Below are 14,510 nucleotides of genomic sequence, written 5' to 3' on the forward strand. Positions count from 1 at the left end.
AATAATAGACTCGAGGGGGAAATACAATGGCAGGCGTACGTTTAGAGCATATTTTCAAAAAATACCCGGGTTCCGATAAAGCAACAGTAATCGATATCAATCTTGATATTAAAGATAAGGAATTCCTCGTACTCGTTGGTCCTTCCGGTTGCGGTAAATCCACAACCCTGCGTATGATCGCTGGTCTGGAAGAAATCTCTGAAGGTAAAATGTACATTGGTGACCGTGTAGTGAATGACGTTGCTCCTAAAGACCGTGATATCGCGATGGTATTCCAATCCTACGCCTTGTACCCGCACATGAGTGTATATCAGAACATGGCTTTCGGTCTGAAGCTGCGTAAAGTGAAGAAAGAAGAAATCGACAAGAAAGTGCGCGAAGCTGCAAAAATCCTGGATATCGAACACTTGCTGGAACGTAAACCTAAGGCCCTGTCCGGTGGTCAACGTCAACGTGTCGCTCTGGGCCGCGCTATTGTCCGTGATCCACAAGTCTTCTTGATGGATGAGCCTCTCTCCAACTTGGATGCTAAACTTCGTGGTCAGATGCGTGCTGAAATCACTAAGCTCGTTAAACGCCTCGAAACCACTTGTATCTACGTAACGCATGACCAGACAGAAGCAATGACAATGGGTGACCGTATCGTAGTTATGTACGATGGTATCATCCAGCAGGCGGCTTCCCCTGAAGAACTGTACAATGAGCCTACGAACCTGTTCGTAGCCGGATTTATCGGTTCCCCTACAATGAACTTTATCAATGGTACTCTTTCCGAAGTGAACGGCGCTGTCCGTTTCCGTGCAGAGAACCTTGATGTTGAAGTTCCAGGCGGCAAAGCTACAATCCTGCGCAACAAAGGCTTCATCGGTAAAGATGTAATCATGGGCGTTCGTCCGGAAGATATCCATGAAGAGCCAGTGTTCCTGGAAGCTTCCCCTAACACAATCTTCACTTCGATGGTTGATGTTACTGAGAACCTTGGTCATGAAATGCTCCTCTACTTGAGCGGTCTTGGCAATAACACTGTAATTGCGCGTGTAGATGGACGTTCCACTACCCGTGAAGGCAGCAAGCCTAGATTGGCCATTGACATGAACAAAGTCCACATCTTCGACAAAGAATCCGAACTTAACGTTCTGCTGGGATAAGATCTCTGCAGGGTGAACATAGTTTATAATGAAGAAAGCCGCCTGGTTAGGCGGCTTTTTCTTGTAATGATCATGGTGGAATGGAACGATAACAGCTGGGGTTAAGATTGCATTCACTGGCATAATCCATTAAGATAGCAGGAGAATTACCTGTAGCTGGAATGGATAAAGATGTAACCGGTATGCGGGGAAGCGGCATGAGCCGCGGGTGACGAAAGGACGGACATATATGGCTAAGAAGGTAAAAGTATCGGAATTGGTGCAGCATTTTCAATTAGAGGTAGTATCCGGACATGAAGGGCTGAAGAGACCGATCACAGTGGATGATTTGAACCGTCCCGGGCTGGAAATGGCCGGTTATTTCGAATATTATCCGGAAGAACGTGTGCAGCTGCTGGGCAAAACAGAGCTGGCGTTCTTCTCTATGCTCTCGGAGGAAGAGCGGAAAAGCCGGGTCCGCGGAATCTGTAACGACAATACGCCGTGTATTGTAATTACTCGTGGGCTGGATGTTCCCCAGGAGTTTGTGGATATCAGCAACGAGAAGGGACTTCCGGTGCTGCGCAGCTCGATGGCGACTACGATTTTCTCCAGCAGATTGACCAGCTTCCTCGAAGGCAGACTGGCACCGACAGCAACGATTCATGGCGTTCTCTGTGATGTGTATGGGGTAGGGATGCTGATTACAGGCACCAGCGGTATTGGTAAAAGTGAGACTGCGCTGGAGCTGGTAAAACGCGGTCACCGCCTGATTGCCGATGATGCCGTTGAAATCCGCCAGACCTCGGATAATCAGCTTCATGGTACCGCACCTGAGCTGATTCGCCACCTGCTGGAGATCCGCGGGGTAGGGATTATTAATGTGATGACCCTCTTTGGGGCAGGCGCTATCCGTAACCATAAGCGGATTACACTCGTAGTCAGACTGGAAGCCTGGCAGCAGGACAAGCAATATGACCGTCTGGGACTTGATGAGGAGACCACACGGATTATCGATACCGATGTACCGCTGGTTACCATTCCTGTCCGTCCGGGACGTAACCTGGCTGTTATTATCGAGGTGGCGGCGATGAATTACCGGCTCAAGCAAATGGGCTTCAATGCCGCTCTGCAGTTTACGAATAAACTTACAGCGACCATCTCAGAAGATATGGATGATCTGGATTAGGAGTGTGAGAGCATGTTTGTGTCATTGGCGATTAACCCTGTAGTCTTCTCTATTGGATCGCTCCCTGTCCACTGGTATGGCCTGATCCTAGGTCTTGGCGCGCTTGTCGGGCTATTCCTATGTATTCAAGAAGGCAAACGCTTCAACATTCCCCAGGAATTCTTCATGGATATGCTTCTGCTGGGCCTGCCTTCGGCCATTATTGGGGCGCGGATATATTTCGTAGCCTTCAAGTGGGATGACTATAAGGATAACCTGCTAGATGTCTTCAAGGTCTGGAATGGCGGTATAGCGATTTATGGCGCTCTGATCGGCGCGATTATCTGCGGGATTATTTATTTCCGTTATAAAGGCTATCCGTTCTGGCGTATCGTAGATATCTGTGCTCCCGGGCTGCTTGCCGGTCAGATGATCGGACGTTGGGGAAATTTCATTAACCAGGAAGCCTACGGCGGTGTGGTAGAGGAATCGTTCCTGCGGGACAAGCTGCATTTGCCGGACTTTATCGTCAATCAAATGTACATAGGGGATGCTTTTCACCATCCGACCTTCCTGTACGAATCACTCTGGAGTCTGCTGGGCATTCTGCTCCTCATGGTGCTGCGCCGCCAGAAGTTCGTACGAGCCGGAGAAATCTTCATGTCCTACTTCATCTGGTACTCGATCGGCCGCTTCTTCATTGAAGCTCTCCGTACGGACAGCCTGGCCTTTAATGGCAGCAGCGGTCTGGAAGCCTTCATTAACGGGCTATGGAGTCCGATGAAGTGGATGGGCTTCGAGCAAGGGTATCTCGATCCGGCTTACGGAAATATCCGTATCTCTCAGCTGTTGGCGCTACTCATCATTGTTGCTGCCATTGCCTTAATGATTGTACGGCGGGTAAGCGGACAGCCGAAGGCTCATTATCTGGACCCAATTATCAGCACCAAGCCGGCAGCGGCGGACGCTGTGGTTCCCGAGAGTGCTGTTCATACGCCTCAGAAGCCTTCTCAGCCTGTTCAGCAGGTGGAAGATCCCTCTGAAGAGAAGGAAACAAAGGAGTAATACTATCAATGATAGAATGCGTGTTATTTGATCTGGATGGAACGATTGTGAATACGAATGAATTGATCATCAGTTCGTTCATGCATGCGCTGAAGGAGAATAATCTGCCGTCCCTAACCCGGGAGCAGATCATTCCCTTTATGGGCACTACACTCCAGCAACAGATGAGCGCGTTCTCCGGCCTGGAGGATATAAGTGTGCTTGAGCGGTCTTACCGTTCGTACAACAATGCGCATCACGATGAGCTGGTCCGTTCTTTTCCGGGTGTGAACGAGACGATGGAGGAGCTGCTGCGCCGGGGAATCAGGCTTGGGATTGTGACAACGAAGATCCGGCCTACCACGCTCAAGGCACTGGAGATGTTCGATCTGCTGAAATATATGGAGACGATTGTTACGGTGAATGATGTGACTCATCCGAAGCCGCATCCGGAGCCGGTGCTTACGGCAGTTGCCAATTTGGGTGTTGATCCGGCCAAGACGCTAATGGTAGGCGACAGCGCTGTCGATATTCAGTCTGCGAAGGCAGCAGGGGTGCGTGTAGCGGCTGTAGCCTGGTCACTGAAGGGTGAGGATGTGCTGCGGACCTATGAGCCGGATTACATCCTCCATGAGATGAAGGACTTGTACTCTATTGTGGAGCAGGAGACTGTGCAGCCGTGAGAAAGATAACCCGTTACCCGGTGGAGGGGCATAATTCGCTGTGGCATATTTACCGCACGGTCAGCCCGTGGAAGGGTGTGCGCAATTTTATTTTCATCCAGATTGCCCGCTATTGCCCGATTCTGCCGCTCAAGAACTGGATCTACCGGCGGGTGCTCGGGATGAAGGTAGGCAAGCATACGGCGTTTGGACTTATGGCGATGGTGGATGTGTTTTTTCCGGAGAAGATCTCTATTGGGGAGAACACGGTTATCGGCTATAACACCACGATTCTGGCCCATGAGTACCTCATCAAAGAGTACCGGCTGGGTGAAGTTATTATCGGCGAGAATGTAATGATTGGGGCGAACACGACCATTCTGCCCGGGGTTACGATTGGGGATGGGGCTATGGTTGCGGCGGGATCAGTGGTTCACAAGGATGTGGCTGCCGGTTCGTTCGTCGGGGGGAATCCGCTGCGTGAGCTGCGCCGTACTTCAGCGGAGTCAGCAGAGCCTCATGAAGAAGCATAGTGTATGGTCAAGGACTTGCCCTGCAGTATCATAATGCGTGTGTCTGCGCAGGAGCTGCGGGGTTTGTTGCGTAAAACTGCTTAAACAGGAGGAATGATAATGGCTCAAAAGGAAAGAATTCCACAGCTTGATATTTTTCGGGCAATCGCTATTTTTGCTGTGATCGCGATTCATGCTACTTCACGCACGCTGGCGGAGACACTGGGAACTTCGATGTTCCCCCCGTTTCTGTTCATTAACAAGTTCAGCCAGTTTGCGGTGCCTTCCTTTATATTCTTAAGCGGGTTCGTCCTGTTCTACAATTATATTGACCGTCCGCTGGGCGGCAAGGTGCTGGCCAAATTCTACAGCCGCAGGCTGATCTATATTATTGTGCCTTATCTTGTGTTTACGGTGCTGTATTTTGGACTGAAAATGACGGCCGGGCATACCTGGGGGCTGCCTCTTCAGGAACTGGGAGGAAAGTTCTTCAAGTATCTGTGGACAGGGACGGCGTATACGCATCTGTACTACATCATCATCATTATCCAGTTCTATCTGCTGTTCCCGCTTATCCTCTGGTGTCTGCAAAAAGTCCGGCATCTGGCGGCCTGGGCACCGGTGATCGGGCTTGCGCTTCAGTGGGGCTTCGTGCTGCTTAACAAATATATGGTGAACCACGGATATTGGAAGCTTTCCAAGGGTAGTCTGGCAATTACGTATTTCTCGTATTTCCTGCTCGGTGCGGCGATTGCCATCTACTACAGCTCTTTGAAAAAGTGGCTGGTTCCTTCCCGCGAAGGCTGGCGCTCCGGTAAGGGGACAAGCTGGGTGGTCCTGTGGCTCTTATGGGCCGCCGCCGGGGCTTACCATGTATTATTGTGGTATAGCAACTATACGAAAAAAACAATAATCAACAGTCTATGGTATGAAGGGTTCTCGAACCTGCATGCCTTGCTCTCTTGTCTGGTGCTGTTTCAGCTATCCTTCCTGCTGTACGGGGCAGGACGCAGCCTGCTGACGAGACTGCTGCTCTCGGCCGGGGCGTGCTCCTTCGGTATCTATCTGCTTCATCCGCTGCTGCTGTTCATGTACCGGAAGCTGCCGTTCCACGGTGGATCGCTGGCCTATACGGCAGCAATAGCGGGCGGCTGGCTGGTGGCTCTCCTCGGCTCCTGGCTGGTGGTTGCACTTGCCTTCCGTTATGTGAAGCCGGCCTGGATGGTGTTCGGCTCTGCACCGCAGAAGCCGGCGGCGGCACCAGCGCCAAAAGCAACAGTGTAAAAAGTGAAGATTGAAAGCGCCGGCTGGCCGCAGATGCGGCTGGCCGGCGCTTTACTGTTAGGCGGCTATGGAGGGTATGGGTTAGCCGGGCTGTTCCCCGGCCTGATCGCGCTGGAAGTCGGCGATTGCCTGATACTGATCCTCCAGGCTGCGGTATACGGAGATGAAGATAGGCAGAAGCTGCTTGTAGGCCTTGGCGTGGTCAGTGACCGGCTCATGCCGGTGAGTGGACCCGATCATGCTGTAGACAGCATCGAAGGAATCAATCCGCCGGATGGCGTATAATCCCAGGACGACTGCGCCGAGGCATGAGCTCTCGAAGCTCTCAGGGACGACCACCTCCTGATCGAATATATCCGCCATCATCTGCCGCCATAGTGCCGAGCGGGCGAAGCCGCCGGTAGCCAGGATTCGAACGGGCTCGCCGATACATTCCTCCATAGCAAGCAATACGGTGTACATATTGAAGATGACACCTTCCAGCACCGCACGGATCATATGCTCCTTGCGGTGATTCATGCTTAGCCCGAAGAAGGAGCCGCGGGCATCGGGATTCCACAGCGGCGCACGTTCTCCGGTCAGATACGGATGGAAGAGCAGTCCGCCGCTGCCGGGCGGAACCTGCTCGGCGATCCGGGTTAATACTTCGTAGGGATCAATACCCAGACGCTTCGCGGTCTCTACTTCAGAAGCGGCGAACTCATCACGGACCCAGCGGAAGAGCATTCCCCCGTTATTCACGGGACCGCCGATCACCCAGTGCTTGTCTGTCAGGGCATAGCAGAAGATCCGTCCTTTGGGATCGGTCAGCGGATGGTCTACTACAGTACGGATGGCACCGCTTGTGCCTATCGTTGCAGCGATCACCCCCGGCTCTATGGCCCCAACGCCCAGGTTGGACAGGACGCCGTCACTGGCACCTACTACAAACGGGGTGTCAGTGCGCAGACCCAGCTTCCCGGTAAGCTCCGGTAGCAGTCCCTGGAGGATATGTGTGGTCGGGACCGGACGGGATAGCCGCTGCGGGGTAACACCAGCAATCCGGAGCGCCTCCTCGTCCCAGTCGAGCTTGTCCAGATTGAACATGCCGGTGGCCGAGGCGATGGAATGGTCGATTACATATTCGCCGAACAGCCGGAAGAAGATATATTCTTTGATGGAGATGAACTTGTAGGTCTGGCGGAACAGCTCGGGCTGCTCTTCGCCCAGCCACATCAGCTTGGTAATCGGAGACATGGGGTGGATAGGCGTTCCTGTCCGCAGATACAGCTCATGTCCGTTCAGGTCATCCTTCAACCGCCGGGCACAGCGGCTGCTCCGGTTATCGGCCCAGGTGATGCAGGCGGTCAGCGGCTTGCCCGAAGGATCTACAGCGATGATGCTATGCATAGCGGAGCTGAAGGAGACCAGCAGAATGGCCTCAGGTGCGGCAAGGCTCTCCTGCATGACCGATGCTATCGTATGAATTACAGCTTCCAGAATCTGTTCCGGGTCCTGTTCTGCGACAGAGGGGGAGGGCTGATGCAGCGGATAGCCCTGATTGCTCTGAGCGACAATTGTTCCATTCTCCTCAAAGAGGACAGCTTTCGTGCTGGTGGTTCCAATATCAACGCCAATCATATAGGATGTACTCAAGCCGTCAGTCCTTCTTTCTGCTTCTGAATTAGATACCGGGAATACTTCATGGAGGAAATAAAGTACAATCATATTAACCTATTATATTCGCCGCTTATCCCGGTGGCAAAGGAACTCTGGAATTCAAGCGAATTGTTGACGCAAAAGGATAGTCCGTGATACGATATTGCCACTACTTTACTTTGCTACCACTTTACCATGATAAAGTGATTTATGATATCTTTAACATATCCGATGAGGTGAACAATGAAGATGGCCAAACCAAAGGGATTTGAAAAGCCTGCCGGCGTAAGGGATTATCTCCCGCGTGCGGTAACGAAGCTGCGCAAGATTGAGAAGGATGTACTTCACTGTATGAGCCGCTGGGGATACCGGCAGATGATTACGCCTACTCTTGAATATTACGATACAGTTGGTGTAGCCAGCTCTACGTCCGATCAGAAGCTGTATAAATTGCTTAACAACCGCGGGCAGGCTCTGGTGCTGCGTTCGGAGATGACGGCACCTGTAGCGCGGGTGGTCTCCTCTCTATTGAAGGATGAGCCGCTGCCGCTGCGCCTGTCCTACCATGCCAACGTCTTCCGGGCGATTGAAGAAGAGGCAGGCCGGGAGGCGGAATTCTTCCAGACCGGTGTAGAGCTTGTCGGAGATGATTCGCCGGAGGCTGACGCGGAGGTCGTTGCGCTGGCGATTGCTTCACTCCAGGCGGCCGGTGTGAAGTCTTTCAAAATTGCCATCGGACATGTCGGCTTCCTCGACGGTCTCTTCCAGGAGGCGGTCTCCGGCCTGCCGCAGGCTCAGGAGGAGCTGAAGAGCTATCTGCTCAGCCGCGATTATGTTGCCTTCCGCGAGACGCTGCGGCGTCTTGAGCTATCGGATGCCCAGAAGCAGGAGCTGTACGGACTGCTGCGGCTGCGCGGCGGGAAGGAGATCTGCGGACAGGCGCTGGAGCTGAGCGACCACCCGCTGGCGCGTGCTTCCATCGAGCACCTGTGCAAGGTATGGGAGGTGCTGGTAGCCTATGGTGTATCGCAGCATGTGCTGATTGATCTGACAATGATCGGTGATTTCTCTTACTATACAGGCATGACCTTCGAGGGGTACGCTTCCGAGCTGGGCTTCCCGGTATGCAGCGGCGGCCGGTATGACAACCTGCTGCAGCAATTCGGGCGTCCGATTCCCTCCACGGGCTTCTCCCTGAAGACCAACCGTATTCTGGATGGTGTATCCGGGCTGCCTGAAGAAGAGGAGCTGCCGATTCTGGTCCAGTATGATGCACTGCGGCGGCAGGAGGGTCTTGCCGAAGCGGCGAGGCTGCGTTCAGAAGGGCATGCTGTGGTCACACGGCTGGCGGCTGGCCCGGAGGAGCTGAAGACCGTGAAGCGGCTGGATGCGGAGACCGTCCAGGCTGAGGGCGGGCTGTACGGGGAGATCTATACGTTCGTGTCGTTTGTCAGCGAGCATGGGTGAGCGGAGCAAGATTACGAAATGGTGGAAACATGATGTCATAGAGAAGCAGATGTTAAACAAGCGGAAATACGAAACGGGGGCGGGTATTGATGGCACAGATTCTTAAGGTAGCCATGCCGAAAGGCCGGATTTATAATAAAGCGGCAGAGCTGTTCCGCCAGGCGGGACTGCCGATTCCTCCGGACGGAGAAGAGTCGCGCAAGCTGGTGATTTCATTGCCGGAGGCCGGAATGGAGTTCATCCTGGCGAAGCCGGTGGATGTGCCCACTTATGTAGAATATGGAGTGGCGGATATCGGGATTGTCGGCAAAGATGTACTGCTGGAGGAGAGCCGCGATGTGTACGAGCTGCTTGATCTCGGGATCGCCCGCTGCCGGATGTCGATTATCGGGCTTCCGAACTGGCAGCCGGGTATTCAGCAGCGGGTAGCTACCAAATACCCGAACGTGGCCTCGCGCTATTTCCGGGAGCAGGGCCAGCAGGTGGAGGTTGTGAAGCTGAACGGCTCGATCGAGCTGGCACCGCTGATCGGGCTGGCTGACCGTATTGTGGATATGGTGGAGACCGGCCAGACGCTGAAGGATAACGGGCTGGTGGAGATGACGAGCATCTTCGAGATCACCAGCCGCCTGGTGGCGAACCGGGTGAGCTACCGGATGAAGAATGCGGAGATTCAGCAGCTGTGCGACCGGCTGCAGGCTGTTATTGCAGAACCGGGATTGCAGGTAAACTAATATAAGCAAAACTATAGAGCTCAAGGGGGAAGCGGCGGTGAAGATCCAGTCCAGTAAGGAATTTAAGCTGCAGCGTGAGGTGGAATACGGCACGCCGGAGCAGAACAAGGCCGTACGTGAAATCGTGGCCGGTATCAAGCAGGAAGGCGACGCGGCGCTGCTCCGGTATACGGAGCGCTTCGATGGCGCTGTACTGACGCCGGAGCAGCTGCGCGTAACGCCGGAGGAGCTTGAGGCCGCCTATGGCCGGGTAGAGGAGTCTTTCGTGACGGCGATCCGCGCGGCAGCCGAGAACATCCGTGCGTTCCATGCGCGGCAGAAGCGCAATTCCTGGATGGATCTGCAGCCGGACGGCACGATCCTCGGCCAGATCATCCGCCCGCTGAAGCGCGTGGGCGTCTATGTTCCCGGCGGCAAGGCGGCCTACCCGTCCTCGGTGCTGATGAACGTGATTCCGGCACAGATCGCCGGGGTGCCGGAGATTGTGATGGTGACGCCGCCTTCGACAGGAGGCTCCGAAGGCATCGATCCTTATATTCTCGTGGCCGCCGCTGAGGCGGGCGTACACGAGATCTACCGCGTGGGCGGCGCGCAGGCGATCGCCGCCCTCGCCTTCGGCACGGAATCCATCGTGCCGGTCGATAAGATCTGCGGGCCAGGGAACATCTACGTGGCCCTGGCCAAGCGCGAGGTCTACGGCGCTGTCGACATCGACAGCATCGCCGGACCGAGCGAGATCGTCGTGCTCGCCGACGATACCGCCGAGGCCGCCTACATCGCGGCCGACCTGCTCTCGCAGGCCGAGCACGACGAGATGGCGTCGGCAATCCTCGTGACGCCGTCGCAGCGTCTCGCGGAGGCGGTGGCTGCCGAGGTGGAGCGGCAGCTGCAGGCGTTGCCGCGCGAGGCCATCGCGCGGGCCTCGGTCGAGAACTACGGCGCGATTATCGTCGTAGACTCGCTGGCGGAGGGCATCTCCGTGGTGAACCGGCTGGCGCCGGAGCATCTGGAGATTGTGACCGCAGACCCGATGGCGCTGACCGGCGCGATTGAGAACGCCGGAGCGATCTTCCTCGGGCCGTACAGCTCGGAGCCGGTTGGCGACTACTTCGCCGGACCGAACCATATTATACCGACAAATGGCACAGCGCGGTTCTCCTCGCCTGTAGATGTGGACGACTTCATCAAGAAGTCCAGCCTGATCTATTACAGCAAGGAAGCCCTGCTGCGGGACGGGGCGGCGATTATGGAGCTTGCCCGGCGCGAGGGGCTGGAAGGCCATGCCCGCGCCATCGAAATCCGGCTTACGAACGAAGCGAAAGGTGGAGACACGAATGGAGAACAATAACAACGAACTGGCGCTGCGTAAGGCCGGACTTAGCCGAACAACCAATGAAACAGACATCAAGCTAACCTTTGCCGTGGACGGCAGCGGGGTCTCCGAACTGGAGACCGATGTGCCGTTCCTGAATCATATGCTGGATCTGTTCACGAAGCATGGACAGTTTGACCTCGCTGTGCAGGCGCGGGGCGATATCGATATTGATGATCACCATACCGTGGAGGATATCGGGATCTGTCTCGGACAGGCCTTGCGGGAAGCGCTTGGCGACAAAAAGGGCATCAAGCGTTACGCCAGTGTCTTCGTCCCTATGGATGAGGCGCTCGCCCAGGTCGTGATCGATATCAGCAACCGCCCGCACTTCGAATACCGGGCGGAGTATCCCTCCGGGCAGGTGGGCAGCTTCTCGACAGAGCTGGTTCACGAATTCCTGTGGAAGTTCGCACTGGAGGCAAGAATTACACTGCATGTCATCGTTCATTACGGCTCCAATACCCACCACATGATTGAAGCGGTCTTCAAGGCGCTGGGACGGGCACTGGATGAAGCAACTCTGGTAGATCCCCGCGTGAAGGGCGTACCTTCGACGAAGGGAGTGCTGTAGCATGGCCGTTGCAATCGTCGATTACGGCATGGGCAACCTGCACAGTGTCAGTAAGGCCGTAGAGCGGCTGGGGTATACAAGTCTTGTAACCTCGGATGCCGCCGAGATTCTGGCGGCAGACAGTGTCATTCTGCCGGGTGTCGGTGCGTTTGGCGATGCGATGGAGCACCTGCGGGAGAGCAGACTGGACGGTGTAGTCCGGGCCGCAGCCGCAGCGGGACAGCCGCTGCTCGGCATCTGCCTCGGGATGCAGCTGCTGTTCAGCAGCAGCGAGGAGCATGGCGAGCATCAGGGGCTGGAGCTTCTGCCGGGATCGGTGGTCCGTTTTGCTCCGCGTGACGGCTACAAGGTGCCGCATATGGGCTGGAACAAGCTGAGCTTCCGCCAGCCGGAGAGCCCGCTGCTGGCCGGTCTGACAGAAAGTCATGTCTACTTCGTACATTCCTATCATGCGCTCCCCGCAGCCGACAGCGATCTGCTGGCCGTCACAGACTACGGACATCCGGTAACGGCTATAGTGGGGCGCGATAATGTATACGGCATGCAGTTCCACCCGGAGAAGAGCGGGGAGCTTGGCATGAAGCTGCTGGGTAATTTCCTGCAGCTCCGGGGACAGCAGGCTTCGCCTGCCTGAATCATCAAATTGCAATGAAAGCGGGGAGTATTCATGTCTTCTTTTATCCTATATCCGGCGATTGATATCCGGGACGGCAAGTGTGTCCGGCTGCAGCAGGGCGATTATGCCCAAGAGACCATCTACAACGACAGTCCGGTAGAGGTGGCTAAATCCTGGGAAGAGCAGGGCGGCCAGTATATCCATCTGGTGGATCTGGACGGAGCCAAGGCAGGCTGTCCCGTGAATGATGCTATCATTGGGGCCATTGCCAGGCAGGCGAATGTTCCTGTACAGGTCGGCGGCGGTCTCCGTACACTTGCCGATGTCGAGAAGCTGCTGAACCTTGGCGTCAGCCGGGTAATTATCGGAACAGCGGCCATCAATGATCAGGCTTTTACAGAGACGGTTCTTGCCAAATACGGCGACAAAGTAGCCATCGGCATCGATGCGCGCAATGGCTATGTGGCTACACACGGCTGGCTGAACACCTCGGAGGTCCGCGCGGAGGACCTGGCCAGGGAGCTGGCAGCCAAAGGGGCCGAGACTTTCATCTATACCGATATCTCACGCGACGGAATGATGCAGGGGCCGAACGTGGAAGGCATTCTGTCTATGGCCAAGGCAAGCGGGCGAAGCGTAATCGCCTCCGGCGGTGTGACCAGCCTTAATGATCTGCTGCGCCTGAACGTACATAGCGGCAGCGGGATCGGCGGGGCAATTGTCGGCAAGGCGCTGTATACCGGCAATATTAATCTGGCTGAAGCGCTGCAGACCTTGGGCCAGTCCTCCGGATTGCGGTAAGCCTATACTAAGGAGGGGTCTTGGAATGTTGGCGAAACGGATTATTCCCTGTCTGGATGTGAAGGACGGGCGTGTGGTAAAAGGTGTGAATTTTGTGAATCTGCGCGATGCCGGAGATCCGGTGGAGCTTGCGGCGCTGTATGACCGCGAGGGGGCAGATGAGCTGGTATTCCTGGATATTTCCGCTTCTGTGGAAGGCAGGGCCACGATGATTGAAGTGGTGCGGCAGACGGCGGGTGAGATTGCCATTCCCTTCACGGTGGGCGGGGGCATCTCGACCCCGGAGGATATGAAGCGGATTCTGCGTGCCGGAGCGGACAAGATCGGCATTAACACGGCCGCTGTCAATAATCCCCGGCTGATTCTGGAAGGAGCCCGTCACTTCGGCTCCCAGTGCATCGTAGTGGCGATGGATGCCAAATATAACGAGGCTTGGGGCGAATGGGAAGTATACACGCACGGTGGACGTACGCCTACGGGTATCCGGGCGTTGAACTGGGCCAAGGAAGCCGAGAAGCTGGGAGCCGGTGAGATTCTGCTAACGAGCATGGACGCAGACGGCACCAAGGACGGCTTCGACCTGAAGCTGACGGCGGCAGTCAGCGATCTGCTGAGCATTCCGGTGATTGCTTCCGGCGGGGCCGGAAGCATTGGGCATTTCTATGATGTATTTACGGAAGGCCGGGCAGATGCCGGACTTGCGGCAACCATTTTTCACTATAAAGAGATTGCTATTCATGATCTGAAGGCTGATCTGAAGCAAAGAGGAGTAGAGATCCGATGAGCGAGGACAATAAGAATATAGCACAGAGCCAGCAGGAGGCAGTGTCCGGCATCCGCTGGAATGAATCCGGCCTGCTGCCTGCCGTCATTCAGGATGCGCGCACCCTGGAGGTATTAATGTTCGCTTATATGAACCCCGAGTCGCTGCAGCGCTCACTTGCGAGCGGTCAGACCTGGTTCTGGAGCCGTTCACGCAGCGAGCTGTGGCATAAAGGGGGGACGTCCGGCAATACGCAGGCAATCACCTCGATCCATTACGATTGTGACAGCGATACGCTGCTGGTGAAGGTCGTGCCAGAGGGTCCGGCCTGCCATACCGGGGAGAACAGCTGCTTCTTCCGCGAGATTCCGCTCGATTCACCGGCAACCGTAACGGATACTGCCGGGGCTGCCGTGAAGGCTGCGGAAGCAGAGGACGGCCGGTTTGCGGTACTCGGTGAGCTGGAGCGTGTCATTGCTGAGCGTGAGGTGAACCGTCCTGAGGGGGCCTATACGACCTATCTGTTCGACAAGGGCGTGGATAAGATCCTGAAGAAGGTCGGTGAGGAAGCCTCCGAGACGATCATCGCCGCCAAAAACAAGGATAATGCCGAGCTGCGTCTGGAGGTCAGCGATCTGATCTATCACCTGCTGGTGCTGCTTCAGGAGCGCAAGCTTCCGCTGGACGAGATTCTGGAAGAGCTGAGCGCCCGCCATGAACGGCCGCGGCGGGACTAGGAGGAACTTTC

The 14,510-nt window shown here is 55.5% G+C and carries 15 protein-coding genes; 14 read left to right on the forward strand and 1 reads right to left on the reverse strand.

Going from position 1 to position 14,510, the window contains the following annotated elements; all coding sequences use genetic code 11:
* Positions 1-26: 26 nt before the first annotated feature.
* The 6 genes from MHH28_RS23435 to MHH28_RS23460 all read left to right on the forward strand — a co-directional run bounded on the left by MHH28_RS23435 (position 27) and on the right by MHH28_RS23460 (position 5,797).
* Positions 27-1,148 (forward strand): ABC transporter ATP-binding protein, encoded by a 1,122-nt coding sequence (locus tag MHH28_RS23435; protein ID WP_036726231.1) that lies wholly within the window; start codon positions 27-29, stop codon positions 1,146-1,148.
* A gap of 229 nt (positions 1,149-1,377) precedes the next feature.
* Complete coding sequence (hprK, locus tag MHH28_RS23440; RefSeq protein ID WP_405105996.1) at positions 1,378-2,316, forward strand: HPr(Ser) kinase/phosphatase; 939 nt, start codon at positions 1,378-1,380, stop codon at positions 2,314-2,316.
* A 12-nt stretch (positions 2,317-2,328) separates the two neighbouring features.
* The gene (gene lgt / locus MHH28_RS23445; RefSeq protein WP_405105998.1) at positions 2,329-3,360 is read left to right on the forward strand and encodes a prolipoprotein diacylglyceryl transferase; all 1,032 of its coding nucleotides are present in this window, start codon (positions 2,329-2,331) and stop codon (positions 3,358-3,360) included.
* Between the two features lie 8 nt (positions 3,361-3,368).
* Positions 3,369-4,022, forward strand: coding sequence for a pyrophosphatase PpaX (ppaX, locus tag MHH28_RS23450; RefSeq protein ID WP_405106000.1), 654 nt, complete (start codon positions 3,369-3,371; stop codon positions 4,020-4,022).
* Complete coding sequence (locus MHH28_RS23455; RefSeq protein ID WP_405106002.1) at positions 4,019-4,534, forward strand: acyltransferase; 516 nt, start codon at positions 4,019-4,021, stop codon at positions 4,532-4,534. Before ppaX ends, MHH28_RS23455 begins: the two co-directional genes overlap by 4 nt.
* Before the next feature lie 99 nt (positions 4,535-4,633).
* On the forward strand, positions 4,634-5,797 hold the full coding sequence (locus tag MHH28_RS23460) for an acyltransferase (RefSeq protein WP_405106004.1): 1,164 nt from the start codon (positions 4,634-4,636) through the stop codon (positions 5,795-5,797).
* Between the two features lie 81 nt (positions 5,798-5,878).
* Here MHH28_RS23460 and gntK read toward each other — a convergent pair whose 3' ends face one another.
* Complete coding sequence (gntK, locus tag MHH28_RS23465) at positions 5,879-7,417, reverse strand: gluconokinase (RefSeq protein WP_405117223.1); 1,539 nt, start codon at positions 7,415-7,417, stop codon at positions 5,879-5,881.
* Between the two features lie 267 nt (positions 7,418-7,684).
* Between gntK and MHH28_RS23470 the strand changes: the two genes are divergently transcribed.
* The 8 genes from MHH28_RS23470 (at position 7,685) to hisIE (ending at position 14,499) form a co-directional block, all read left to right on the forward strand.
* Positions 7,685-8,902 carry an ATP phosphoribosyltransferase regulatory subunit gene (locus MHH28_RS23470; protein WP_405106005.1) on the forward strand — a complete coding sequence of 406 codons (1,218 nt, stop codon included), beginning with the start codon at positions 7,685-7,687 and terminating at the stop codon, positions 8,900-8,902.
* An 89-nt stretch (positions 8,903-8,991) separates the two neighbouring features.
* Positions 8,992-9,636, forward strand: coding sequence for an ATP phosphoribosyltransferase (hisG, locus tag MHH28_RS23475; protein WP_405106007.1), 645 nt, complete (start codon positions 8,992-8,994; stop codon positions 9,634-9,636).
* A 37-nt stretch (positions 9,637-9,673) separates the two neighbouring features.
* Positions 9,674-10,984, forward strand: a complete 1,311-nt coding sequence (gene hisD, locus MHH28_RS23480; protein WP_405106009.1) for a histidinol dehydrogenase — start codon at positions 9,674-9,676, stop codon at positions 10,982-10,984.
* Positions 10,971-11,582 (forward strand): imidazoleglycerol-phosphate dehydratase HisB, encoded by a 612-nt coding sequence (hisB, locus tag MHH28_RS23485; protein WP_405106011.1) that lies wholly within the window; start codon positions 10,971-10,973, stop codon positions 11,580-11,582. The genes hisD and hisB overlap by 14 nt, the downstream gene beginning before the upstream one ends.
* A 1-nt stretch (position 11,583) precedes the next feature.
* Positions 11,584-12,216 (forward strand): imidazole glycerol phosphate synthase subunit HisH, encoded by a 633-nt coding sequence (hisH, locus tag MHH28_RS23490; RefSeq protein ID WP_405106013.1) that lies wholly within the window; start codon positions 11,584-11,586, stop codon positions 12,214-12,216.
* A gap of 33 nt (positions 12,217-12,249) precedes the next feature.
* The gene (gene hisA, locus MHH28_RS23495; protein WP_405106015.1) at positions 12,250-12,999 is read left to right on the forward strand and encodes a 1-(5-phosphoribosyl)-5-[(5-phosphoribosylamino)methylideneamino]imidazole-4-carboxamide isomerase; all 750 of its coding nucleotides are present in this window, start codon (positions 12,250-12,252) and stop codon (positions 12,997-12,999) included.
* Positions 13,000-13,024: 25 nt separating this feature from the next.
* Entirely contained in the window at positions 13,025-13,783 is a 759-nt protein-coding gene (gene hisF / locus MHH28_RS23500) for an imidazole glycerol phosphate synthase subunit HisF (protein ID WP_405106017.1), read from the forward strand.
* Positions 13,780-14,499, forward strand: coding sequence for a bifunctional phosphoribosyl-AMP cyclohydrolase/phosphoribosyl-ATP diphosphatase HisIE (gene hisIE / locus MHH28_RS23505; protein WP_405106019.1), 720 nt, complete (start codon positions 13,780-13,782; stop codon positions 14,497-14,499). The genes hisF and hisIE overlap by 4 nt, the downstream gene beginning before the upstream one ends.
* The last annotated feature ends 11 nt before the right edge of the window (positions 14,500-14,510 follow it).

It is taken from the genome of Paenibacillus sp. FSL K6-1217 (genome assembly GCF_045040735.1).
Classification (GTDB): domain Bacteria; phylum Bacillota; class Bacilli; order Paenibacillales; family Paenibacillaceae; genus Paenibacillus_AQ.

Bases quoted from the DNA above. Each gene is read 5' to 3' on its own strand.
- MHH28_RS23435 (WP_036726231.1), top strand. From the start codon at position 27: ATGGCAGGCGTACGTTTAGAGCATATTTTCAAAAAATACCCGGGTTCC.
- gntK (WP_405117223.1), bottom strand. From the start codon at position 7,417: ATGATTGGCGTTGATATTGGAACCACCAGCACGAAAGCTGTCCTCTTT.
- ppaX (WP_405106000.1), top strand. From the start codon at position 3,369: ATGATAGAATGCGTGTTATTTGATCTGGATGGAACGATTGTGAATACG.
- lgt (WP_405105998.1), top strand. From the start codon at position 2,329: ATGTTTGTGTCATTGGCGATTAACCCTGTAGTCTTCTCTATTGGATCG.
- hprK (WP_405105996.1), top strand. From the start codon at position 1,378: ATGGCTAAGAAGGTAAAAGTATCGGAATTGGTGCAGCATTTTCAATTA.
- hisG (WP_405106007.1), top strand. From the start codon at position 8,992: ATGGCACAGATTCTTAAGGTAGCCATGCCGAAAGGCCGGATTTATAAT.
- hisIE (WP_405106019.1), top strand. From the start codon at position 13,780: ATGAGCGAGGACAATAAGAATATAGCACAGAGCCAGCAGGAGGCAGTG.
- MHH28_RS23470 (WP_405106005.1), top strand. From the start codon at position 7,685: ATGGCCAAACCAAAGGGATTTGAAAAGCCTGCCGGCGTAAGGGATTAT.
- MHH28_RS23460 (WP_405106004.1), top strand. From the start codon at position 4,634: ATGGCTCAAAAGGAAAGAATTCCACAGCTTGATATTTTTCGGGCAATC.
- hisB (WP_405106011.1), top strand. From the start codon at position 10,971: ATGGAGAACAATAACAACGAACTGGCGCTGCGTAAGGCCGGACTTAGC.
- hisF (WP_405106017.1), top strand. From the start codon at position 13,025: ATGTTGGCGAAACGGATTATTCCCTGTCTGGATGTGAAGGACGGGCGT.
- hisA (WP_405106015.1), top strand. From the start codon at position 12,250: ATGTCTTCTTTTATCCTATATCCGGCGATTGATATCCGGGACGGCAAG.
- hisH (WP_405106013.1), top strand. From the start codon at position 11,584: ATGGCCGTTGCAATCGTCGATTACGGCATGGGCAACCTGCACAGTGTC.